At 66.1% G+C, this 22,134-nt stretch carries 18 protein-coding genes; 15 read left to right on the top strand and 3 right to left on the bottom strand.

Translation table 11 applies throughout. The features are described 5' to 3' along the window. Nucleotides 1-10: 10 nt before the first annotated feature. A complete protein-coding gene (locus tag HGO92_RS07510) occupies nt 11-1,603 on the top strand; it encodes a hypothetical protein (RefSeq protein WP_169993374.1) in 1,593 nt (530 codons plus the stop codon). Between the two features lie 22 nt (nt 1,604-1,625). Here HGO92_RS07510 and HGO92_RS07505 read toward each other — a convergent pair whose 3' ends face one another. Continuing rightward, nucleotides 1,626-2,033, bottom strand: a complete 408-nt coding sequence (locus tag HGO92_RS07505) for a hypothetical protein (protein WP_169993372.1) — start codon at nt 2,031-2,033, stop codon at nt 1,626-1,628. 181 nt (nt 2,034-2,214) lie between these two features. On the opposite strand from HGO92_RS07505, the gene HGO92_RS07500 reads away from it, so the two are divergent. Beyond that, entirely contained in the window at nt 2,215-2,601 is a 387-nt protein-coding gene (locus HGO92_RS07500; protein ID WP_169993370.1) for a thioredoxin family protein, read from the top strand. Nucleotides 2,602-2,668: 67 nt separating this feature from the next. Here HGO92_RS07500 and HGO92_RS07495 read toward each other — a convergent pair whose 3' ends face one another. After that, nucleotides 2,669-3,655, bottom strand: coding sequence for a DNA-3-methyladenine glycosylase family protein (locus tag HGO92_RS07495; protein WP_169993368.1), 987 nt, complete (start codon nt 3,653-3,655; stop codon nt 2,669-2,671). Between the two features lie 103 nt (nt 3,656-3,758). Between HGO92_RS07495 and HGO92_RS07490 the strand changes: the two genes are divergently transcribed. Both HGO92_RS07490 and HGO92_RS07485 read left to right on the top strand, forming a co-directional pair. Beyond that, on the top strand, nt 3,759-5,135 hold the full coding sequence (locus tag HGO92_RS07490) for a cystathionine beta-synthase (RefSeq protein WP_074701218.1): 1,377 nt from the start codon (nt 3,759-3,761) through the stop codon (nt 5,133-5,135). Nucleotides 5,136-5,146: 11 nt separating this feature from the next. Beyond that, entirely contained in the window at nt 5,147-6,307 is a 1,161-nt protein-coding gene (locus HGO92_RS07485) for a cystathionine gamma-synthase (RefSeq protein WP_169993366.1), read from the top strand. A gap of 81 nt (nt 6,308-6,388) precedes the next feature. On the opposite strand, the gene HGO92_RS07480 is transcribed toward HGO92_RS07485, so the two are convergent. Beyond that, on the bottom strand, nt 6,389-7,852 hold the full coding sequence (locus HGO92_RS07480) for an alanine/glycine:cation symporter family protein (RefSeq protein WP_169993364.1): 1,464 nt from the start codon (nt 7,850-7,852) through the stop codon (nt 6,389-6,391). Nucleotides 7,853-7,954: 102 nt separating this feature from the next. Here HGO92_RS07480 and HGO92_RS07475 point away from each other — a divergent pair, with 102 nt between their 5' ends. The 11 genes from HGO92_RS07475 to HGO92_RS07425 all read left to right on the top strand — a co-directional run bounded on the left by HGO92_RS07475 (nt 7,955) and on the right by HGO92_RS07425 (nt 22,032). Continuing rightward, nucleotides 7,955-8,602, top strand: a complete 648-nt coding sequence (locus HGO92_RS07475) for an MOSC domain-containing protein (protein WP_169993362.1) — start codon at nt 7,955-7,957, stop codon at nt 8,600-8,602. A 70-nt stretch (nt 8,603-8,672) separates the two neighbouring features. After that, a complete protein-coding gene (locus tag HGO92_RS07470) occupies nt 8,673-10,700 on the top strand; it encodes an oxidoreductase (protein ID WP_169993360.1) in 2,028 nt (675 codons plus the stop codon). Beyond that, nucleotides 10,700-11,209, top strand: coding sequence for a PadR family transcriptional regulator (locus tag HGO92_RS07465; RefSeq protein ID WP_169993358.1), 510 nt, complete (start codon nt 10,700-10,702; stop codon nt 11,207-11,209). Before HGO92_RS07470 ends, HGO92_RS07465 begins: the two co-directional genes overlap by 1 nt. Nucleotides 11,210-11,575: 366 nt before the next feature. Next, the gene (locus tag HGO92_RS07460) at nt 11,576-13,507 is read left to right on the top strand and encodes a DEAD/DEAH box helicase (protein ID WP_169993356.1); all 1,932 of its coding nucleotides are present in this window, start codon (nt 11,576-11,578) and stop codon (nt 13,505-13,507) included. Nucleotides 13,508-13,752: 245 nt separating this feature from the next. Then, entirely contained in the window at nt 13,753-14,985 is a 1,233-nt protein-coding gene (locus tag HGO92_RS07455; RefSeq protein WP_205834274.1) for a glycosyltransferase family protein, read from the top strand. Beyond that, nucleotides 14,975-16,249, top strand: coding sequence for a glycosyltransferase family 4 protein (locus tag HGO92_RS07450; RefSeq protein ID WP_169993354.1), 1,275 nt, complete (start codon nt 14,975-14,977; stop codon nt 16,247-16,249). Before HGO92_RS07455 ends, HGO92_RS07450 begins: the two co-directional genes overlap by 11 nt. Further along, nucleotides 16,249-17,409, top strand: a complete 1,161-nt coding sequence (locus HGO92_RS07445) for a glycosyltransferase family 4 protein (protein ID WP_169993352.1) — start codon at nt 16,249-16,251, stop codon at nt 17,407-17,409. Before HGO92_RS07450 ends, HGO92_RS07445 begins: the two co-directional genes overlap by 1 nt. Then, nucleotides 17,406-19,259: an ABC transporter ATP-binding protein gene (locus tag HGO92_RS07440; RefSeq protein ID WP_169993350.1), complete on the top strand. Its 1,854-nt coding sequence runs from the start codon at nt 17,406-17,408 to the stop codon at nt 19,257-19,259. Before HGO92_RS07445 ends, HGO92_RS07440 begins: the two co-directional genes overlap by 4 nt. Continuing rightward, nucleotides 19,260-20,579, top strand: a complete 1,320-nt coding sequence (locus tag HGO92_RS07435) for a phosphotransferase family protein (protein WP_169993348.1) — start codon at nt 19,260-19,262, stop codon at nt 20,577-20,579. Continuing rightward, on the top strand, nt 20,576-21,637 hold the full coding sequence (locus HGO92_RS07430; protein ID WP_169993345.1) for a phosphotransferase family protein: 1,062 nt from the start codon (nt 20,576-20,578) through the stop codon (nt 21,635-21,637). The genes HGO92_RS07435 and HGO92_RS07430 overlap by 4 nt, the downstream gene beginning before the upstream one ends. Continuing rightward, nucleotides 21,634-22,032, top strand: a complete 399-nt coding sequence (locus HGO92_RS07425) for a hypothetical protein (protein ID WP_169993343.1) — start codon at nt 21,634-21,636, stop codon at nt 22,030-22,032. Before HGO92_RS07430 ends, HGO92_RS07425 begins: the two co-directional genes overlap by 4 nt. Nucleotides 22,033-22,134: the final 102 nt, after the last annotated feature.

The raw sequence follows: 22,134 nt of genomic DNA, 5'->3' as shown, positions 1-22,134 counted from the left end.
AGGAGCCATCGTGTCTGTATTCGAAAAGCGCCCAGGCATGGCACTGGCAGCCGGTGCCGTGGCACTGACGGCTGTCGCAGGGAGCGGTCTCTGCGCGCTGTATCTGTCCGGAATGCCTTTTGCTGCCTCCGAACAGGTTTCCGTTGAGGAAAAGGCATCAGAAAGCACTGCAGCCAAACCGGTCTTCGCCGAGATCCGGGACATGCCGGCGGAAAAAGTGCTGTCAGGCGCATTGGCGGAGCCGCCGAAGGGCTGGCGGCCTTCCGGTACGCTGCAGCGCTCGGCGTCGCAGCCGGTGCCGTACTCCTGCGCCGTCAACGACACGGCCCCGTCGGTAGCCCTGTCGCGGCTGTTCAGCGTCGACGGCGATCGTGTCCAGGTTGTTACTGCCGCCTACACCGCGGGACTTGGCGCCGAGGTCATGCGGCAGCAGGTTAAGGAGGCGCAGTCGTGTGCCGGAAGCGCCGTCGCAGTCAACGAGAGCAAAGTCGGCGGGAAAGATCCAGGCGTGGAAGCGCATCGTGTCTTTACCTATAAAGGCAGCAACGCCGCCCAGGTAGTCTCCTTCCGCCGTGGAGATGTGCTTGCCTTTCTGGTGGGTGCGCCGGATGCTCCGCTGAGCCGGATCGCGAGGCAACTGGACGAGCATCTTGCCGGCGGGCTCAAAGACGTCTGTGTCGACCAGAAATCAGTGGCCGCGGATGCCTCGCGCTCGCCCTGGTCCGCCGCTGGATACAAGCCGTACACGGTCAAGGACAAAGTTGCGGTCAGGGACGTGCCGTTGCCCTCGGTGCCCGCCGCGTCCGGGATCGAAGCCGTTCCGCTGCCGGGCCCGGAGATCAAGGTTGAATACGTCCAGCCTGCCGCTGATCCCTATTACGCGGTATGGCCGCCGATGCCCAAACGGATGGACGTTCCGGAGCCGCCGAAGAGCCCGGCAAAGGCTGCCGTTACCGAAACCAGCATCAGGATTCTGGCAGAGGACAAGCAGGGACCCGGCTGCGGCTGGGCGTTCACCGGGATGGGCCCCATGGTTTTCGACGCCCAGGCAGCAGAGCAGACGAATACCGAACGGCGTCAGGAAGCCAGCAAGAAGCTGGCCGCCGGGACCCAGCAGTGGCAGCAAAGCGTGCTCGACTACTGGACGGCGTACGACAAGTACGGCCAGGCCGCCGACGATTACAAGGGCTATGCCAAGGAAGTCCGCGAGGTCAACAAGGCCTGGGCGGCCATCGGTGCAGAATGGGATGCGTACTGGGTTTCCTACGCGGCGTATGAAAGCGCCCTGGGCGTACGAGCACAGTTCTTCCGTGACCAGGAGAACGCCGAGCGGTCCTACGTAAACGCGCTGGCCCAGTGCGAGGCTGACAACCGGAGGGCGGCGGAGCAGCCCAAACCGAAGCCCAAGCCCGAGCCGGAAGACTCCGACGACAAGGACAAGGATGAGGACAAGGAGGAGCCCAGGGAGGAGGAGCAGCCCGAGGCGAAGCAGGTTGACTGCGACTCCGCGGTAAGTGTTCCCGCCATCCTGGACTGGGCTCCGCCTCCCGTACCGTCGGAGCCAGCACCGCCGGCCGATCCGCGTCCGGAAAACCGCCGCTAGCTGGCGGGCAGCGGAGGCGGCTTCAAGCGGCCTCCGCCCGGGCGAGCGGGTAGATGTCCCAGAGGAAGCAGGTGGCGTCCGCGTCCACCACATGCATCAGGTTGAAGTGCAGCCATTTCCAGGCGGAGGCGCCGTTATTGTCTGCAGGTGCGGGCGGACAGCTTCCTGGTGTATACCAGCTGCCGCGGCACCAAATGTGGTGCAGCTTGCCGTTGATGGTCTCGTACGGATCATCGCCAGCGTTGCCCCTGGGTAAGTCCAGCTTGGACCTCAGCGAGGCGGCCCGGCCAACGGCATAGAGCTCGGTCCTGGACGGATCGTGGCCGAAGGGCAACTCCTCCACCAGTTCATCAATCAGGGCCGTGCTGAGAACGACCGCGTCATCGATAGTCGAACCCTCGGTCAGGATCAGTGCAGTTTGGCGTTCCATCGGTTGCTCCTTCGATTGTGGTTGATCCGTCGAAACCGAGATTAGGCGGCACCCGAGGCGGCGGGTAGGGAAGCGGCAGACCTGTGGAAAACACGTGCACGATCCGGGTGCCGGGCACCAGCGCTCATGCGCTGAGCGAACAGGGGGCGACATATTCGGCTGACCCCGTTAGCGTGGAAGCATGGCAACGATTAATATCACCGAAGCCCAGTTCCCCCAGACCATTGAAGAGAACGACATTGTGTTCGTCGACTTCTGGGCTGATTGGTGCGGCCCATGCAAGCAGTTTGCCCCCGTATACGATTCAGTCTCCGAACAGCACGAGGATATTGTCTTCGCGAAGGTAGACACCGAGGCCGAGCAGGGCCTCGCCGCCGCAGCCGGCATCACCTCGATCCCCACCCTGATGGCGTTCCGCGAGAAGGTCCTTGTTTTTTCGCAGCCCGGCGCCCTGAATTCGGGCCAGTTCACCGAATTGGTGGATGCCGTCAAGGGCCTGGACATGAAGGAAGTCCACGCCCAGGTGGCAGCCCAGCAACAGCAGGCCCAGCAGGCCGACGCCGAGTAGTACGCTGCTCCCGCGACAATTAAAGCTCCCCGCCGTTCCGATACGGCGGGGAGCTTTTTTGGCTTGATCAGTGGAAGCGGTGGTCCTGCGGGGCCAGCCGCGGACCGAAAGCCGGTTTGCGGAAACCGCTGAGGTAGAGCATCCGCACCACCCGCTGCCGGTGCCCGCGCCAGGGCTCAAGCAAAGCCAGCATCCCGGCGTCGTCCGTTTTCTTTCCGGTCAGGGCGTAGCCGACGAAGGCGGCCAGATGGAAGTCTCCAACTGAGACCGAATCCGGATCGCCATGGGTACGCTGCGCGATCTCGGCTGCGCTCCACGGACCGATGCCCGGCACAGAACACAGCTTCGCCGTCAGCTCCGGCCCCGGGGCAAGGGTGGCCAGCCGCTCCAGGCCGGAAGCAACATTGCAGGCGCGAAGAATGGTGGCGGAGCGCTTGGCATCCACACCGGCGCGGTGCCAGTCCCAGGAAGGGACACGCCGCCATTGCGCCGCGGACGGGGCGACCTTCAGTCCTGCCGGCGCCGGTCCCGGGGCAGGCGTACCGTACTTGCTCACCAGATACCGCCAGGAATAGCGGGCTTCGATGGTGGTGATTTTCTGCTCCAGCACCACTGGCACCAGGGCGTCCAGGATGCGTCTGGTACTAGGCAGCCGCAGGCCTCGATACCGCCGTCGCGGTTCGGCGACCAGCTTCGGGAGCGTGGCCTGGAACGCTGTCCGGTCGAAGGCTGTCCAGTCGTCATCTGCCCCCAGCAGGGCCGGCAACCCGGGCAGGGCCACCTCGGCGCCGGGACCCCACGCGAGGGCCCGGATGACGGTTGGATCGGCGCCGGCATTGGGGCCGGTGTCCTCGCTGGCCAGGCGCAGCGTCACCGGGCCTTGGGCAGTAGCGAAAGCCAGCCACGCACCGTCGTGCGTGGTTTGAAAGGTGGGGTCCTGCTTGCCGCGGGGAATGATGCCCAGGGTGCCGCGCAGATCGTAGCCGGCAGGAAGTTCCACCGCTGCCGCAGCATCTGCGGTCGGGGCAGCGGTGGCGGCAAACGTGGAAGGCACATATCCATGGTCGCACGCGCCGGGGATGGCAGGACGGCCGGGTTGAGTCGCCGGGTTTCGTTCCGGCTATGACCGTTGTGGACGGGCCGGTAGATTTGGGCGCATGAAGTTTGCCAATTCTGTACTGGACCTGATCGGGAATACGCCGCTGGTCAAACTCAACAATGTGACCGAAGGCATCAGCGCCACCGTGCTGGCCAAAGTGGAGTATTTCAACCCGGGCGGGTCTATCAAGGACCGGATCGCGGTCAAGATGGTTGAAACCGCGGAGCAGGACGGACTGCTCAAGCCCGGCGGAACCGTGGTGGAACCCACCAGCGGCAACACCGGCGTGGGCCTGGCGCTCGTGGCACAGCAGAAGGGCTACAAGTCCATTTTCGTCACCCCGGACAAGGTGGGGGTGGAGAAGCGCGACGTGCTCAAGGCCTACGGCGCCGAAGTGGTTGTCACGCCCACGGCCGTGGCACCGGACAGCCCGGAGTCCTACTACGGCGTGTCAGACCGGCTGGTCCGGGAAGTGGAAGGCGCGTACAAGCCGGACCAGTTCTCCAACCCGGCGGCTCCGCTGAGCCACTACGAAACCACCGGCCCGGAGATCTGGCGGGACACGGACGGGCTGGTCTCGCATGTGGTCATCGGTGCCGGCACCGGGGGCACCATCACCGGCACCGGCCGCTACCTCAAAGAGGTCTCGGCGGACCGCGCTTCGGGTCCGGTCCGGATCATCGGCGCGGACCCGGAAGGCTCCGTCTATTCCGGCGGCACCGGACGCCCCTATTTCGTGGAGGGCGTCGGCGAAGACATGTGGCCGGCGAACTACGACAAGTCCGTGCCGGATGAGGTCATCGCCGTCAACGACGCCGAGTCCTTCGCCATGACCCGCAGGCTGGCCCAGGAAGAGGGACTGCTGGTCGGCGGCTCCTCCGGCATGGCCGTGGTCGCCGCGCTGAAGGTGGCCCGGGAGCTGGGACCGGACGACGTCGTCGTTGTTATTCTGCCGGACTCCGGCCGCGGTTACCTGGGAAAGATCTTCAATGACGAATGGATGAAGTCCTACGGCTTCATTGCCGGCGGTGAAGAGGCCACGGTGGGCGAGGTGCTCAAGGGCAAGGCCGGACGCCTGCCAGAACTGGTCCATACCCACCCCACCGAATCGGTCCGCGACGTCATCGAGATCATGAACGAGTACGGCGTCTCCACGCTGCCGGTCTTCTCGCAGGAACCGCCCGTGGTGATGGGCGAGGTGCTCGGCTCGGTGGATGAGCGCACCCTGACGGCCCAGCTGTTCAAGGGCGAAGCCAAGCTGACCGACAAGATCGGCGACCACATGGGCGAACCGATGCCGCTGATCGGCTCGCTGGAATCCATCTCCGCCGCCCGCGAAAAACTCCAGTCCAACAATGCGCTGATGGTGACCTTTGTCGGCGCCCCCATCGGCGTGCTGACCCGCCACGACCTGTTGACCTACCTGACGAGCTGAAGGAGATTTCCATGACTGCAGAGAAGAACCAAGGCTTCAACACCCGCGCCGTGCACGGCGGCCAGGCCTTCGAACCCCGGACCGGGGCGGTTGTTCCGCCCGTCCATTTCAGCTCCACCTATGCGCAGGACGGGATCGGCGGCCTGCGCGACGGCTACGAGTACGGGCGCGGCACCAACCCCACGCGTGATTCGCTGCAGGAGCAGCTGGCGGCGGTGGAGGGCGGCAAGCACGCGTTTTCCTTCGCCTCCGGCCTTGCCGCCGAGGATTCGCTGATCCGCGCGCTGCTGGTCCCGGGCGAACACATCGTGCTAGGCAACGATGCCTATGGCGGCACCTACCGCCTGATCAACCGGGTGCTCGGGGACTGGGGCGTGGGCCATACGGTGGTGGATATGTCCGACGAGTCCGCCGTGGCGGCGGCCGTGAACGGGAACAAGACCCGGTTTGTCTGGGTGGAAACCCCGTCCAACCCGATGATGAAGGTTACTGACATCGCCGCGCTCGCCGAGGTTGCGCACGGCGCCGGCGCGCTGCTGGTGGTCGACAATACCTTCGCTTCGCCGTACCTGCAGAACCCGCTGGCGCTCGGCGCGGACATCGTGGTGCACTCGACCACCAAGTACATCGGCGGCCACTCGGACGTGGTTGGCGGTGCCGTGGTGCTCAACGACGACGAACTGGCCGAGAAGATCGGCTTCATCCAGTTCGCCGTGGGGGCGGTGTCCGCACCGCTGGACGCGTTCCTGACCACCCGCGGCCTGAAGACGCTGGGCGTGCGCATGGACCGGCACTCGGCCAATGCACAGGCCGTGGCCGAATGGCTGCAGGGCCGGCCGGAGGTAGAAGCCGTCTACTACCCGGGCCTGCCGGACCATCCCGACCACGAGCTGGCGAAGAAGCAGATGCGCGGCTTTGGCGGCATGGTCTCGGTCTCCTTCAACGGCGGCGAGGCAGCGGCCCGCAAGGTTGCCGAAAACACCACGATCTTCACGCTGGCGGAGTCGCTGGGCGGCATCGAGTCCCTGGTCAACTACCCGGCAGAGATGACGCACGCTTCAGTGAAGGGTACGGAGCTGGAAGTCCCAGCCAACCTGATCCGCCTCTCAGTGGGCATCGAGGACACCGAAGATCTGATCGCGGATCTGGAGCAGGCGTTCAAACAGATCTAGCGCTTTAAAACCCTTAACGACGACGGCGGTGCCGGACTTTTGGAAGTCCGGCACCGCCGTCGTTGGTTGCGAAGCAGGTCCTTAACGCCTGGTGGGGACCGAAACCTCGTGGTTGGTGACGTCCTCGGGGCTCCAGCATTCGACTCCGTCCAGATCCGGCATGTCGTCTGCGGTGAAGACCGGGTCAACGCCCTGCCTGGATTGGGCGGTGTAGTGCTTGAGTAGCCGGAAGGCGACGCCGGAGAGCAGCCCGATGGCGATCAGGTTGGTTAGCGCCATCAGCCCCATGATGCCGTCGGCGAGGTTCCAGATCAGCCCGGCCGAAGCGATGGAGCCGAGGAAGACTGCCGCAGTGGCCAGCGTCCGGTACATCATCAGGACGGTTTCGTGATCGGTGATGAATCCGATGTTGGTTTCCCCGTAGTAGTAGTTGCCGATGATGGAGCTGAAAGCGAGCATGAAAATGATGACCGCCAGCATGATGCTTGCCCAGGAACCCAGCTGCGAGGTGATGGCGGTCTGGGTGAGCTCGATTCCCTGCGACGCTCCGACCGGGTTCTCTACCGTGCACAGAATGATGAACGCGGTGATTGAGCAGACCAGGAAAGTGTCGAAGTAGACCCCGAGGGTCTGGACCAGCCCCTGCTTGACCGGGTGGGTGACGGACGCAGTGGCACCGGCGTTGGGAGCCGAGCCGAGGCCAGCTTCGTTGGAGAACATGCCGCGTTTCACGCCCTGCATGATCACCGTGCCCAGGCCGCCGCCGATGGCCGATTGGAAGTTGAAAGCCTCGCCGAAGATCGCGCCCAGGACGTCGGGTACGCGCTCAAGGTTCATGCCGACGATGACCAGGCCAAGGAGCACGTAGAGCAGCGCCATGGCGGGGACCAGGGCTTCCGTGACATGGGCGATGCGTCGGATACCGCCGAAGACCACCAGTGCAGTGAGCAGTGCCAGCACCAGGCCAACGGTCCAGCCAAAGATGGGGGTGACCGCTTCGGCGCCGAAAGCCCCGGCCACCGATTGGGAAATGGTGTTGGCCTGCAGGGAGCTGAACGCGAAGGGGAAGCAGATGATGAGGATAACCGCGAAGATGATGCCCATCCAGCGCTTCTTCAGGCCGCGCTCCATGTAGTAAGCGGGGCCGCCGCGGTAGCCGTCCTTGGTCCGCACTTTGTACAGCTGGGCCAAGGTGGATTCGACAAAACTGGAGGCACCGCCGACGAACGCCATGGTCCACATCCAGAAGACGGCGCCGGGGCCGCCAACCGCAATGGCCGTGGCCACGCCGGCCACGTTGCCCACGCCCACCCGGGATGCAGCCGAAACGGTAAAAGCCTGAAAAGAGGAGATCGATTTGCGCGAGCCGTCCTCGTTGACCAAGGCCTTATCCGTCAGCGTCTTGAACATGGCCGGGAGCAGGCGCAGTTGCACCACGCCTGAGCGGACGGTGAAGTAGATTCCGAGAACCGCTAGGACAGGGAGCACCACCCAGGTCCACAGTTCGTTGCCCCACGTGCCGAATAACTCTTCCAGTATTTCCATGGGTACACCCTACTGACCACCAGGCCGTGGCCACACCCCTGCTGGCGCCCGGGGCCGGTCTGCGAACAAAACCCGCGGTGGCAACGGCCCTAAACTGGGGCAATGACTTCCGGATTGCTGCTTGCCGTGTGCTCTGTCCATGCCCTGAAGCCCGACGAGAGCATTGTCGGCGTGACCGCCATCGACAAGCTGCCGGTGGAAGGCCCTGTCCTGGTACACCAGCTCGGGCTGCGGACGGATGTGCAGGCGGACCGCAAGCACCACGGCGGCGAACTGAAGGCGCTTTACGCCTATGCCGAGGAAGACGCGGAGCAGTGGGCGGCCGAGCTCGGGCGCGACGTGCCGGCCGGTCTGTTCGGCGAAAACCTGCGTACCCAGGGCCTGCCGGTCAGCCAGGCGCTGGTGGGGGAACGGTGGCGGATCGGCAGCAAGGTCATCGCCGAAGTGACCATGCCGCGGATTCCCTGCGCCACCTTTGAACGGCACATGGCAGAACCGGGCTGGGCCAAGCGTTTCCTGCGCAAGGGGCTGCCCGGCGCTTACTGCAAAGTGGTTCAGGCCGGGGAAATCGCATCCGGCGACAGTATTGAAGTGGTTTTCCGTCCCGGGCACGGCGTGAGCGTGGCAGACGTTTTCGGCGCGCTGGACAAGGCCCAGGCTCAGGCTCTGCTGTACTCGGAAGCGGCCGGTGAAATCAGCATCGACGGCAACGTCAACAAGGCGGTCAAACTGGCCCTGCGCCGCGGCTGACCCGCCGCTATTGCCGGGAGGCGTCCGGCACCCTAGTCTTTATGCAACTAGTTGTGCAAAGGAGTGCATAGTGACATCGTCTGCCTTCCCCCGGTTGCTTGAGCCGCTGGACCTTGGCTTCACCACGCTGCCCAACCGGGTCCTGATGGGCTCCATGCACGTGGGCCTGGAAGAGTTGCCCCACGGCTTTGAACGGATGGCGGCCTTCTATGCCGAACGGGCCCGCGGGGGAGTGGGCCTGATAGTCACCGGTGGCATTTCGCCCAACGAGGCCGGGCGTCCGCTGGCCGGCGGCGCAAAGATGACCACGGCGGCCGAGGCGGAGCAGCACCGCACCGTAACGCGGGCCGTGCATGAGAACGGCGGGCGGATCGCGATGCAGCTGCTGCATAGCGGGCGCTACGCCTACCATCCGGATCTGGTGGCGCCGAGCGCCGAACAAGCACCGATCAATGTCCATGTTCCCCGCGAGCTGGCTCCGGCGGAGATCGAAGAGACAATCGAGGACTTCGCCAACGCCGCCGCACTAGCTCAATCGGCGGGCTATGACGGCGTCGAAATCATGGGCAGCGAAGGCTACCTGATCAACGAATTCATCGCGGCGCGGACCAACCACCGCACCGACGGCTGGGGCGGCTCCTACCGCAACCGGATCCGCTTTCCGCTAGAGATCGTCCGCCGGACGCGCGAACGGGTCGGCACGGACTTCATCATCATCTACCGGCTTTCCATGCTGGACCTGGTGGAGGGCGGATCCAGCTTCGAAGAGGTGCTCGAACTGGCCCACGGGATCGAGGCCGCCGGCGCTACGCTGATCAATACCGGAATCGGCTGGCACGAGGCCCGGGTCCCCACCATCGCCACGTCCGTTCCGCGCGGCGCATTCGCCTGGGTGACCCGGAAGCTGATGGGCCAGCTCGGCATCCCGCTCATCACCACCAACCGCATCAACACCCCTGAGGTCGCCGAACAATTGCTGGCGGACGGCTGCGCCGACATGGTTTCGATGGCCCGCCCGCTGCTGGCAGATCCGGCCTTTGTGCTCAAGGCCTCGCGCGGGACGTCGGATGAGATCAACACCTGCATCGCCTGCAACCAAGCCTGCCTGGACCACACCTTCGTCGGGAAGGTCACCTCCTGCCTGGTCAATCCGCGGGCCTGCCACGAGACCGAGATCCTCCTGGAACCGGCCGCGGAGAAGAAGAAGGTCGCCGTGGTCGGCGCCGGTCCCGCGGGCCTGGGGTTCGCCGTCGCGGCGTCCGAGCGCGGCCACCGGATCACCGTCTTCGAGGCCGCCGGCGAGATCGGCGGGCAGTTCAATCTGGCCAAACAGATCCCGGGTAAGGAAGAGTTCCACGAGACCATCAGGTACTTCGGCCGCCAGCTTGAACTGTGCGGCATCGAACTGCGGCTCAATACGAAAGCCACCGCACAAGACCTGCTTGCCGAGGACTTCGACGAGGTCATCCTCGCCACCGGTGTGCTGCCCCGGCTCCCCGGAATCGAGGGCCTGGACCATCCCTCGGTGCTGGGCTACCTGGACGTGCTGCGCGAAAAGAAGCCGGTGGGCAACAGTGTCGCCGTCCTGGGCGCCGGCGGCATCGGCTTCGACGTCGCCGAGTACCTCACGCAGTCCGGACCGAGCGCCACACTGGAGCCGGAGCTGTTTTACGAGCACTGGGGCATCGACCCGCACTACGGAACGCCGGGCGGCCTGGCCCGGCCGCGCCCGCCCAAGCCTGGGCGCAAGATCTACCTGCTCCAGCGCAAGAACAGCAAGATCGGCGCCGGCCTGGGCAAGACGACCGGCTGGATCCACCGGGCCGAGCTCAAGGCCAAGGACGTCACCATGATTCCCGGCGTCACCTACCGAAAAATTGACGACGGCGGACTGCACTTCAGCGTGGACGGCACCGACCAGGTGCTCCCCGTGGATACAGTGGTGTTGTGCACCGGCCAGGAGCCGCAGCGCGAGCTGCAGGCGGAACTGGAGGCAGCCGGACAGGCGGTCCACCTGATCGGGGGAGCGGACGTGGCGGCCGAGCTCGATGCCAAACGCGCCATCAACCAGGGCACCCGGCTGGCGGCGGCCATCTGATGTCCCTACCGCACGCCATTCTGACCGCGCTGCTGGAACAGCCCGGCTCCGGGGCGGAGCTGGCGCGCCGTTTCGACAAGTCCTTCGGGTTCTTCTGGCCGGCCACGCACCAGCAGATCTACCGCGAGCTCGGCCGGCTGGAGGAAGACGGGATGATCCGCTCCACCGGCCGCGATTCGAGCCGGGGCAGGGCCAAGGACTACGAGGTGCTCAGCGAAGGGTGCCGGGAGCTGCAGCGGTGGACGGCCGAACAGCAGGACCCCCGGCCGGTCCGGGAGGCACTGATGATCAGGCTGCGCGCCGCCTCGGTGCTCGGCGATCCCTCGATCGCGGACGAACTGGAACGCCACCTCCAGCTGCACCGCGGGCAGCTTGCCACCTACCAGCAGCTCGATGAGCGCGGGGACTGGGGCCGTGGCAATGAACTTCAGCGCGCAGTGCTGACTGCCGGCATCATGTTCGAAGAGGCGTGGATTGCATGGGCGGAACAGACTCTCGATGCCCTCTGAAACCGGCTGTGCCCAAGGTCACCGGCCGCCGTCGTGCATTCGGGCGCAGAGAAGTTGCAGCGTACCGTACACTGGATACATCCCCCACTCCGGTATTCCCTTATTTCGACGCGGAAAACGCGTCTGATGGTGTGTAGGGTCCGCATAACGCGGACAGTTTTCATTTTGGGAGCGCCGGCTGAGAAAACGCCATACAGACTGCCGTGAGGCAGCCAGCAAAGTTATGGCGGGAAGTCCTGCCAAGGGATTGGAACAGCGCCGGACTTGTGTCAACAGGCCTCTCGGATCATCACCGCCCATAGCTCAATCGAGTTCTGTGGTGATGCTTTGTGTGGCCACGGTCCCCAAATGAATATGAGGAACCCCATGTCTGAAACTCCCACTGCCACCATGTCTGAAAATGCCGCCACTGAGCCGGCCACGGACAACAGTGCCGCCGAAGCGACAGAAGAAAACGCAGTTTTGTTCACCGATTTCGGTCTTGACGGCCGCGTGCTCGCAGCCCTGAGCGACGTCGGCTACGAAAAGCCGTCCCCCATCCAGGCCGCCACCATCCCCGTGCTGCTCGAAGGCCGCGACGTCGTGGGCCTGGCCCAGACCGGTACCGGCAAGACCGCCGCTTTCGCGGTCCCCGCGCTGTCCCGGATGGCCGAACTGCCGCCCACCAAGAACACCCAGATCCTGGTGCTGGCCCCCACCCGTGAGCTCGCGCTCCAGGTGGCCGAAGCCTTCTCCTCGTACGCCTCGCACATGGAGAACTTCACTGTTCTTCCGGTCTACGGCGGATCCCCCTACGGCCCCCAGCTTGCCGGCCTGCGCCGCGGTGCACAGGTAGTTGTCGGTACCCCCGGCCGCGTCATCGACCACATCGAGAAGGGTTCCCTGGACCTCTCGGAACTGCAGTACATGGTGCTGGACGAGGCCGACGAAATGCTGCGCATGGGCTTCGCCGAGGAAGTTGACCAGATTCTCTCGAAGACTCCGGAAAGCAAGCAGGTTGCCCTGTTCTCGGCCACCATGCCCACCGCCATCCGCCGGATCGCCAAGAAGTACCTGAAGGATCCGGCCGAGATCACGGTCAAGGCCAAGACCACCACGGGCACCAACACCCGCCAGCGCTACCTGCAGGTCATGGGCCCGCACAAGCTGGATGCCATGACCCGGATCCTGGAAGCGGAAGATTTCGACGGCGTTATCGCCTTCGTGCGTACCAAGATGGCTACCGAGGACCTGGCCGACAAGCTCAAGTCCCGCGGCTACCGCGCCGCCGCCATCAACGGCGACATCCCGCAGCAGCAGCGTGAGCGCACGGTCGAGGCCCTGCGCGACGGCAAGATCGACATCCTGGTTGCCACCGACGTGGCCGCCCGCGGTCTCGACGTCGAACGCATCACGCTGGTAGTCAACTACGACATCCCGCACGACACCGAGTCCTACGTTCACCGCATCGGGCGTACCGGCCGTGCCGGCCGCTCGGGTGACGCAATCCTGTTCATGACCCCGCGCGAGAAGTACCTGCTGCGGGCCATCGAGAAGGCCACCCGCCAGCCGGTCGAACAGATGCACCTGCCTTCGGCAGAAACCATCAACAGCCTGCGCATGAGCAAGTTCGCGGAAAAGATCACGGAGACGCTCTCGTCCGAAGATGTCTCCATCTTCCGCGACCTGATCTCGAACTACGAGACCGAGCACGATGTACCGGCCGCCGAGATTGCCGCAGCACTGGCCGTCATGGCCCAGGGCGGACGCCCGCTGCTGGTCCAGGATCTGCCTGAGGCACCGAAGGGCCAGCGCGAGCGCGCTGCCGGTGGACGCGACTCCATGGGCTCCCGCGGCCCGACCCGTACACTGACCGAAGGCAATGCTACCTACCGCATCGCCGTCGGCCGCCGCCAGCGCGTCATGCCGGGATCCATCGTCGGCGCTATCGCCAACGAGGGCGGCCTCAGCGCCGCTCAGATCGGCGGCATCGACATCCGCTCGGACCACTCCCTGGTGGAGCTGCCCGCGGACCTGTCCCAGGACCAGCTGCGTGCCTTGTCCCGCACCCGCATCGGCGGCGAGCTGATCCACCTTGAGCTGGATTCGGGCCGCAAGCCGCGCCGCGACCAGGGCGACTTCGGCGGCAGCCGCGGCGGCTACGGCAGCGACCGTCCGTTCAAGAAGAAGTTCGAGGGGGACCGTCCGTACAAGAAGAAGTTCGACGGCGACCGCAGCTTCAGCAAGGACCGCGGCGAGCGTTCCGACTTCGCCGGCCAGGGTGCCGGAGCGCGGAAACCCCGCCACAAGAGCTACTAAACCGCGGCCGGACCCTGCAGTTCCTGCTGGTAACCGGCGGCTGAAGTAACTTCCTTCAAAAAGGCACCCGTTCAGACGGGTGCCTTTTTGCGTGCCCCGGGGCAAGTGCCAAGCCGTTCACGCGTTGATGTGACGCGCGCTACGCCAAGCATGAGAACTCTCTCATAAAGGTTTCATAAACGATTCATCATCCTGCGCCAAAGTGAACAAAGACGCACGAAGAGTTTGAAGCCTATGGAGGACCGATGTACACCAACCAGCAGGACAGCGGTGAGTTACGGATAGTTCTCTACTCGCATGATTCCCAGGGTCTGGGACATACCCGGCGCAACCTAGCCATCGCCCATGCGCTGGCGGCCCGGCTGCCGGCGCTCACAGGTCGGAAAGTCTCGGGCCTGCTGGTGACCGGCGAGGGGACCGCCACCAGCTACCGGCGGCCCGAAGGCTGGGACTGGATGGTCATTCCCGGCATCAGCAAGCGCGAGGGCAACTACGCTCCGCGCCACCTGGATGTGCGGATGAGCCGGCTCATCAGTTTGCGCTCGGCCGTCATCGAAGGCGCCCTGACGGCCTTCCGGCCCCACCTGGTCATTGTGGACCGGCATGCCTTCGGTGTGGACGGGGAACTGGTGGACGCGCTGGCTGCGGTGCGGGAGGCCAATCCCGGATGCAAGGTCATCCTCGGCCTGCGCGAGGTCCTTGACGATCCTGTCGTTGCAGCCCGCGAATGGGCCGCGCTCGGGGACCTGCGCCACGTGCGGCGCACCTTCGACGAGCTGTGGGTCTACGGCGACCCGGCCGTGCATAATCCGGTGGCCTCCGGCGAAATTCCCGCGGCACTCAGCGATAAGGTCCGCTTCACGGGCTATCTGGCCGCCGGCCGGCCCTGCTCTTCGCGGAAACCCCAAGCCCGCAAGCCGTACCTGCTGACCATGGTTGGCGGCGGTTCCGACGGGTTCGATCTGACCATGGCGGCGGCCCGGGCCAAGGTTCCTGCGGGGTACCGCCATCTGGTCATTACCGGCCCGCAGATGGCAGCAGACCAAAGGCGCCAGGTCGAACGGGCCGCCCGGAAGCGGACCGACGTGATCGCCAGTGTCCCGGACGCGCTCGTCGAGATCAATGCCGCGGCGGCCATCGTGACCATGGGCGGCTATAACTCGGTCTGCGAAATCCTCAGTACGGATACCCCTGCGCTCGTGGTGCCGCGGGTCTGGCCCCGGCAGGAGCAGCTGATCCGCGCACGTTCGCTCAGCCGCCGCCGGCTCGTGGACGTCTGCGAGCCGGCCCAGCTGAGCAGCAAAGTCCTCGGGAACTGGTTCGAAACCGTTGCCGGAACAGCTGCCGGCCGCACCGGCATCGAGCTGGACGGGCTCACCTCGGTGGCCCGCCTGGCCGCGGGTCTGCTGGGAACCGCCCGCGCCGAAGACACAGTGAGCCCTGCGGGGCAGAAGGAGTTGAACCGAGTTGCAGGCTAAGCCCAATACGCCCAGAGTCGGCTATGTCCTCAAGGTCTATCCGCGGTTATCCGAGACCTTCATTGTCACGGAGATCCTGGCCCGGGAAGCCTCCGGCGAAGAGCTGGAGATCTTCTCGCTGCGGCCGCCGGCGGATCCGCGGTTCCACCCGGAACTGGCCCGGGTACAGGCCCCGGTCAACTATGTGCCCAAGCCGGCCAAGCTCAGCGAAGGCTGGGCCATTGTCGCCCGCGCCCAGGAGCTGAATCCGGAATTCGCCGGACGGTGGGCGCAGCTGCTGCCGGAATTCGCCGCTTACGACCCTACGGAAGTGCACCAGGGTATCGAGCTGGCCACCATGGCACTTGAGCGCGGCATCACGCACCTGCACGCCCACTTTGGCTCGCTGGCAGCCCGCACCGCGGAAATTGCGGCCGCATTGTCCGGCATCACCTATTCCTTCACCGCCCATGCCAAGGACATCTTCCACCAGGAGGTGGACCGCGGCCGCTTGGCCCGGACCCTGGCCAACGCGTCGCACGTTGTCACCATCAGCGAGTACAACTACCGCTACCTGCGCTCCACTTACGCCGCGGAAACGGCCAACCTGCACCTGGTCTATAACGGGCTGGAACTCGAGCGCTTTCCCTACACCGCGCCGCAGGTACCCGGACAGACGCTCCGGGTTGCCGCCGTCGGACGCCTCGTGGAGAAGAAGGGCTTTGACCTGCTGATTGAAGCGGCGGCCGAACTGCGCAGCCGCGGCCTGCGGCTTGATGTCCGGATTGCCGGCGGCGGCATGCTCGAAACCGAGCTGGCCGAACAAATCACCTCACTCGGTCTGGACGGCACGGTGCGCCTGCTGGGCCCGCGGACCCAGCGGGAAGTCGCCGACCTGCTGCGCTGGGCAGATGTCTTTGCCGCGCCCTGCGTGATCGGAGAAGACGGCAATGCCGACGGGCTGCCCACCGTCCTGCTGGAAGCCATGGCCATGGGCGTGCCCTCCATCGCCAGCGATGTCACCGGCATCCCGGAGGTCATTCATCCGGCCCACGGCGGTGCGGCGCGGACCGGCATCCTGATCCGCAACGGTGTGGTGGCGGACCTGACCGCCGCACTTGAGGAGGCGGCCCGGCCGGACTTTGACCGGGAGGGCATCTCCGCAGCCGCGCGGCAGTCCATCGAAGCGAATTTCGACTCCACCAAGCAGGCACGGCGGCTGCGGCAGCTCGTGGAGGCCCCGGTGCCCACCGTTCCTGCCGCGGAAAGCGTGGAGGCGGCGTAATGCGAGTGGCATATCTGTGCGCTGACCCGGGAATTCCGGTTTTCGGCACCAAGGGAGCTTCGGTCCACGTCCAGGAGATTATCCGCGCCTGGCGGGCACGCGGCGCCGAGGTACGTGTGTACTGCACGCGCACCGGCGACGACATTCCCGCGGACCTGGCCGACCTCCCGGTGACCTGGCTGAAGGTACCCAAGAGCCAGGGACCAGAGCGTGAAGTTGCTCAGGCCGCGGCGGCCGCGGAGCTGGCCCGGAAAATTATCGACGACGGCGCCGACCTCGTCTACGAGCGCTACAGCCTCTTCGGCACCGGACTGGCCCAAGCCACCGCCGCACTGGCCATTCCCGGCATCCTCGAGGTCAACGCCCCGCTGATCGACGAGCAGCGCACCCACCGCTACCTGCATGACGAAGCTACCGCCACCGCGGCACTGCGCGCCCAGGTGGCCGCGGCGGACCGCACCGTATGCGTCTCCGCACCGGTCGTCCGGTGGGTGGAAAGCAAAACTGACGCTGCCCACCATGGAGGCATCGCCGTCGTACCTAACGGTGTGAACACGGACCGGATCCTGCCTGCTTGCTCCGACTCCGAGGCCGTGCCGGTAGTGGCCTTTGTCGGCACGCTCAAACCGTGGCACGGGGTGGAGGTGCTGCTGGAAGCCGCCGCGCTGGCCTCGCAGGTGTGGCAACTGCGCATCGTCGGCGATGGCCCGCTGGCGGCTGGCCTCCAGCGGCGTGCCGGGGAACTGGGCGTGGCGGTGGACTTTACCGGTGCCGTGGTACCCGAACGGATTCCCGCGGTGCTGGCAGACTGCTCGCTCGCCGCCGCACCCTACCCGGCGATGGACTCGGACGCGGACCAGTACTTCTCGCCGCTGAAGATTTATGAGTACCTCGCTGCTGGGCTGCCGGTGGTGGCCTCGAACGTGGGCCAGATTCCGGAAATTATCGACGACGGCGGAACCGGGCTGCTGGTGGAACCATCGGATCCGGCCGCGCTGGCTGCCGCGATTGACCGCTTGGTAGCCCAGCCCGAACGGCGCCAGACCATGGCGCTGGCGGCCCGGGAGCAGGCGGTCGCCCGGCACAGCTGGCACCAGGTGCTGGCGCGCAGCCTGGCCGGAATCCGCCTGCCTGCCGGAAACCAGGAGCTGACGGTATGAGCCGGAAACAAGCCAACCCGGCGGCCCTGCGCCGCACCCTCGGAATTATCAGGCCGCACCTGGGCCGGCACAAGCTCCTGATGGGCGGCGGCATCACTGCCCTGCTGTTCGAGGTGGTGTTCAGGGTGCTCGAGCCGTGGCCGGTCAAGTTTGTGGTGGACGCGGTCACGCGCAGCCTCGGTGCGGATCTTGCCGGCAGCGGGCCCGCGGCAACTCCGGCGCTGCTGCTTTCCTGTGCCCTGGCCACGATCTGCATTGTGGGCTTCCGCGCGCTGGCGAACTATCTGGCCACCGTCGCCTTTGCGCTCGCGGGCTCGCGGGTCGCCGCGGCGCTGCGCGTGCGCGTCTTCTCCCATGTCCAGGCCCTGTCCGACCGGTACCACTCCTCGGCGCGGACCGGCGATACCGTGCAGCGGCTGGTGGGCGATATCGGCCGGCTCCAGGAAGTGGCGGTCACCGCCGGGCTGCCGCTGGTGGCCAACGTCATCACCCTGGTTGTGATGGCCGGCGTCATGTTCTGGCTGGATCCGCTGCTGGCCCTCGTGGTGGTCCTCGCGGCGGCCGCCTTCCTGCTCATCTCCCGCGGCAGCACCGGCAAAATCACCGCTGCTTCCCGGAAGACCCGCAAGGGCGAAGGCGCGCTGGCCAACACCGCGCAGGAGAGCCTCGGGGCTATCCGCGTGGTGCAGGCCTACGGCCTGGAACGGATCCTCGCCGGCAAGTTCTCCAACAGCAACAAGCAGGCCCTGACCGAGGGGGTGCAGGCACGCCGGCTGGCCGCCGGGCTGGAACGCCGCACGGATGTGATTGTCGGGGTCGCGACGGCGGCAGTACTCTTCGGCGGCGGCATGCGGGTGGCCGAAGCAGCGATGACACCCGGGGATCTGGTCATCTTCCTGACCTACCTGAAGACCGCCATGAAGCCGCTGCGGGACCTGGCCAAGTACACCGGACGCATCGCCCGTGCCACGGCTTCAGGCGAACGCGTCGCCGACCTGCTGGACGAACGCGTGGACATCCAGGACGCGCCGGACGCGGTGGAGCTGTCCGGCGTCCGGGGCGAGATCCACCTGCAGAGTGTGCGCGCAGCCTATGGTGACGGACGTCCCGTGCTGCACCACGTGAACCTGCACATTCCGGCCGGGCAGAAGGTGGCCGTGGTTGGACCATCCGGTTCCGGGAAGTCTACGCTGGCTTCGCTGCTGGTGCGCATGATGGATCCGGTGCACGGTTGCGTCAGCGTCGATGGACACGACCTGCGGCAGGTGACGCTGGCTTCGCTGCGCTCGCAGGTGAGCCTGCTGCTGCAGGACTCGGTGCTCTTCACCGGCACCATCCGCGACAACATCCGCTACGGCAGGATGGAGGCCACGGACGAGGAGGTGGAGGAGGCCGCACGGCGTGCCCAGGCCCACGGCTTCATTATGGCCTCGCCGGACGGCTATGACACCGTGGTGGGGGAGCGCGGCAGCACGCTCTCCGGCGGACAACGCCAGCGGCTCGCCATCGCCCGTGCCTTGCTCCGGCACGCACCGGTGGTGGTGCTGGACGAGGCCACCACGGGACTGGACCCGGAAGCAGCAAGTGAAGTGCTCGCAGCTCTGGGCACCCTGACCGAAGGACGTACAACTGTGACGATTACGCACGACGCCGGACCGGCACTGGCCGCCGACCGTGTTCTCTGGGTCCAGGACGGCAATGTGGTGCTGGACGGCACTCCCGCAGACCTGCTCGGTCATCCTTCCGGCACCTTCAAAGCCTGGGTGGAACAGCAGCAGGCGGCCAATGCCAGCGAGGCACGCGTCGACGTCGGCCATCCCGCCGGCGGCCAGGTGACGGAGGTGGTCTAGATGGGCGGTTCCGTTGTTGATCCTGCGCTTCCGGCGCTGGACGCCGTGATGGACCCGGAGCGGCTGAGCAGTCTGTTCGGCCGCCCGGTAGCCGCGGGGCATCTGCGTTATAAGCCCGGTGTGTCCGTGGTGGCACGGCTTTCCGGAAGTGATGGGCTGGCCTGGATTGCCGGATACTCACGCAGTCAGGACTCCAAGCTGGCCAAGACCTTCAAACGCGCCGAGCGGCAAGGGGTGCAGCTTGAATCCGTGGAGCTCCCCGAAGCCCCCGGACATCTGGTGGTTTCCGGGCCGCTGGCGTTGGACGCCAAACTGCACCGCGTCCTCGCCCGGACCGGGCTGCTGTCCGGCCGTGCCGGTGGAATCGACGTGCTGAACTACAACCCCCACCGACGTCTGGTCGCAGCGTTCGGGCAAGGCGACCAGCGCAGGGTCGCCAAGGTCACGGCCGGACGGGCGCGGGTTCACGCAGAGATGCTGGCACGGCTGCAGGACGCCGGCGTCCCGGTCCTGGAACAACAATCTCCCGAGGAGAACCCGGATGCCCGGCCGGACGGCGCCGAGGACCGGCACACCGTGTACTACCCCTGGTTCGGCGAAACCGACCTGCAGCTCCTGCACCGGCAGGAGCAGGAGCAGGAGCAGGGGACACCTGAGCCGGTGATACCTGAGCAGGGCGCACCTGAGCGGGGCGGCCCGGATGCGTTGGCGCTCGCCGCCGAGGCGGGCAGGACCCTGGCCTTCCTCCACGCCCAGCCGCCGTGGGCCGGCCCTGACGCCGCCCAGCCACCGACAGCGGGTCAAGGCGGAACCGGCACCGATGCGAAGGTTCCCGCGCCCGGCCACATTGCAATGCCGGGCCTGCAGAAACTGGCTGCCAATACCGGCCAGCTGGTGCCAGCAGCTGGCGAGCGTCTGCATCATGCCGCCGACCTTTTGACCGTGCGGCTGCGCCGGCCGGGCCGGGCCGGTTTTGTGCACGGCGATTTCTCCGCCGACCAGATCCTGGTCGGCAGCGAAGGCCTGCGCATTATCGACCTGGACCGGTTTGGCTACGGTGCAGTGGTGTCGGATCTGGGCTGCTTCGCCGCGGTCGAACTGCTGGACACCGGCACGGGAACCCTGACGGCTGCCCTGCTCAAGGGATACCAGGAAGGCCATGGCGGAATGTCCGGCGTCGGGCTGGACGCCGACGAATTGAACGTCTGGACAGCCTGCCACCTGTTCTCGAGGATTCTGGAGCCGTTCCGTTCCTGCGAGCCGGACTGGCGGCAACGCATTCTCGACCGGCTGGCACAGATTGAGGGGATGCTGGCATGACCGCCGTCGTTCCTTCAACAGTTTGTGATCAGGCCGGCGCACCCGTGTCGATCCGCCGCGCGTGGCCCAAGCCCGGACGCCGGCTCACCTTCGAGGCCGTGGATGAATACGGCCGCCTTCGGGCGGGCACGATCGACGACGGCGGGAAAGCCACCGTTGCCCGTTTCAGAACGGACCCCGCGCTGCCTGGACTGGGGGAGGCCGGCGGGAAGTTACTGGTCCACCGCTATAAGCGCCGCGCTGTGCTGCGGTCCGAGGACGGAGCCTGCTACACCAAGCTGCTGGCGCCCGGTAAGGCCGCCACGGTTGCCGGGCAGTCCGCGCTGATGCACAAAGCAGGTGCCCGCGCAGGCTTCGCGGTGCCAGAGGTCATGCGCAGCGGACCGGACCGGGTGGTCTCCACTGCGCTGGCCGGCACTAGTCTGCATGAACTCGGGGGCGCGGATGCCTCGGGCACCTGGGACCGGGCCTGGCAGCTTTGGGCAGAGCGGTGGCCGTCGTTGGTACGGGACGGTGCCGGGGCGCAGGAGCTACCGCTGCATGACGGAACGGCGGAAGCGGACACGGTGCGCAAGTGGGTGGCCCATCTGCTGGACTTCCAAGCGCTGGAAGCCGATCCGGCTGCTGTCCGAAGCCTCGCCGATGAGGTGTGTGGAGCCCTGGCGGAGGGGAGCGGCCGTGGGGAAGCTGGCCTTGCGCACCGGGACCTCCACGATAAACAGCTGCTCTGCTGTGCAGACGCTGGAACGCTTGGACTGCTGGATTTCGATACCGCCGCGCTGGCCGAGCCTGCACTGGATCTGGCGAACCTGGCCGTCCACCTGCGGTTGCGGGCAGACCAGGGGACGGTCACCACGCTGGCCCGCAAGACGGCTGAAGCAGCGGTGGACGCAGCCGCTGCAGACCTGTCGGTGACGGCCCGCCGGCTGCATCTCTACACCGTGGCCACCGAGCTGCGGCTGGTCTGCGTCTACGCCTTCCGTCCGCAATGGCAGCATCTTGCCCAGTCATGGTTGGACCGGTTGCTGGCGCCCCAGGTAAGAAAGGGAATCTCGTGAAGATCTTCTCGTCCATACTGGCCTTGCTGCTGGTCGGCGCAGCGAGCGTGATGTTGTGGAACGTAGCCGTGGCACAGCCGGAGGATTCCACCATCGACGTCTCGCACCTGCAGCAGGCGTCGTCGCCGCCGGAACCGACCCCTGCTGCCGATCCCGATGCCAGTGCAGATCCCAAGCCCGAAGCGCCGGCGAAACCTTCGCCCGAGAAGGAACCTCAGGAGCCCAAGGGCAAGGATGAGCCGGCCAAGCCGGCGCAAGACTCCGCCCCCAAGCCACAGCCGGCCCCGGCCCCGGTGCCGGAACAGGTCGCGCCTGCGCCGCCGGTTGTTGTTGACGATGACGATTGGGATGACGACGTCGACGATGGCTGGGAGGACGACGGCGGAGACGATTAGCCGCCGTTTTGGGGCCCTTGATGAGGCGAAACAGCGCCGGTATTAGCGGCCGGAATTGTGGGGCTGGCCACAACCGCCGGTTCCGATTTCACACGGGGCTAA

It is taken from the genome of Crystallibacter degradans (assembly GCF_012952295.1).
In the GTDB taxonomy this organism is placed as follows: domain Bacteria; phylum Actinomycetota; class Actinomycetes; order Actinomycetales; family Micrococcaceae; genus Crystallibacter; species Crystallibacter degradans.
Note: the sequence above shows the minus strand (reverse complement) of the source record. Positions and strands in the feature narration are given on the sequence as shown.